This is a genomic window from Streptomyces klenkii, assembly GCF_003626645.1.
Classification (GTDB): domain Bacteria; phylum Actinomycetota; class Actinomycetes; order Streptomycetales; family Streptomycetaceae; genus Streptomyces; species Streptomyces klenkii.
In genome coordinates this window covers 1-1,097 of record NZ_RBAM01000169.1, presented here as the reverse complement: position 1 = coordinate 1,097, position 1,097 = coordinate 1, and the positions used below count along the sequence as shown (strand labels likewise).

At 67.7% G+C, this 1,097-nt stretch carries 2 protein-coding genes and 1 tRNA gene; 1 reads left to right on the top strand and 2 read right to left on the bottom strand.

Annotated elements, in window-relative coordinates:
- Window positions 1–353: 8-oxoguanine DNA glycosylase OGG fold protein (locus D7231_RS36835; RefSeq protein ID WP_479685695.1), on the top strand; the 353-nt coding region annotated here is incomplete at its 5' end.
- Between the two features lie 38 nt (window positions 354–391).
- Here D7231_RS36835 and D7231_RS36380 read toward each other — a convergent pair.
- Both D7231_RS36380 and D7231_RS35510 read right to left on the bottom strand, forming a co-directional pair.
- Window positions 392–610, bottom strand: coding sequence for a hypothetical protein (locus tag D7231_RS36380; RefSeq protein ID WP_147449918.1), 219 nt, complete (start codon window positions 608–610; stop codon window positions 392–394).
- A gap of 264 nt (window positions 611–874) precedes the next feature.
- A tRNA-Arg gene (locus D7231_RS35510) sits at window positions 875–947 on the bottom strand.
- Window positions 948–1,097 lie beyond the last annotated feature (150 nt).

Below are 1,097 nucleotides of genomic sequence, written 5' to 3'. Positions count from 1 at the left end.
AACGCCTGATCCCCGTCCTTCGCACCACCCGCGCAGCCGTCCTGGCCGGCGACCTGAGCCGGGCCTACTCCCTGTTCGCGGTGCGCGGCGTCGGCTTCCCCTTCTTCACCAAGTGGTTCGCCGCCATCAGCGATCAGGCCCTCATCCTCGACAGCCGGGTCCTCGCCACCCTCAACGCCCTCGCCTGGACCACCCACGAAGCCGCCGCCACCCGCCACTGGCCCACCCGCTACGCCACCTACGTCACCACCATGCACACCTGGTCCGAGGCCCTGGACGTCCCGCCCCCCTGGCTCGAATGGCTCCTCTTCGGCCTCAACGGCCATCCGGACCACCTCACGCCTTCGGACTGACCCACCGCGCACTCCGGGGCCCGGCTGCTCCCCGGTATTTAGCAGCGCTTGCCCATGCACGGGACGCCTTCTCCCGGGAGGGTCCTTCCCCGGAACGCGTCGGCAGGGGTCACGTGGCAATTGGCGAGCACGGAGTGTATGCCGCGCAGCAACAACTGGAGTTGGTGGCGAATCAGCGGGTCGTCGAGGCGGCCGGTCGGGCCACGCTCGCGGTACTTGATCTTCACGACATTACGGCTACCGGGCACGACGTCCACTCGGTGGAGTACATCCATGTATGGCAGGCCATTCGTACGACCCGCCAAGTGTTGATTCAGGAGATGCGCAGCGCTCTGGGACGTGCCCGACGTGGGAGCGGCTGGTGATGCCCGGGACAGTACGGCGCGAGTGGTCTCTGCGGGGGTCTGCCGCGACCGCTGAGGCGTCGGGTGGCGCGGACGGGATGACGCCGCGGTTCGGGCCAAGCCGTCGGGACGCACAAAAGCCCCGTTCCCATGGAGGGGAACGGGGCTCTGGGGCTGCGCGCTCGGCAGGATTCGAACCTGCAACCTTCTGATCCGTAGTCAGATGCTCTATCCGTTAAGCTACGAGCGCTCGGTGCGGGGACCACATTACAGGAAGCGCGGCCGAGGGTGAAATCAGTTGGGTGCAGGGGTGCTGACCTGCGGAAATGGCGGAAGCCCCGGTCGGGGGGACCAGGGCTTGCCGGGGGGTCACGCGAGAGCGGAGGCTCCGGGATTTGAA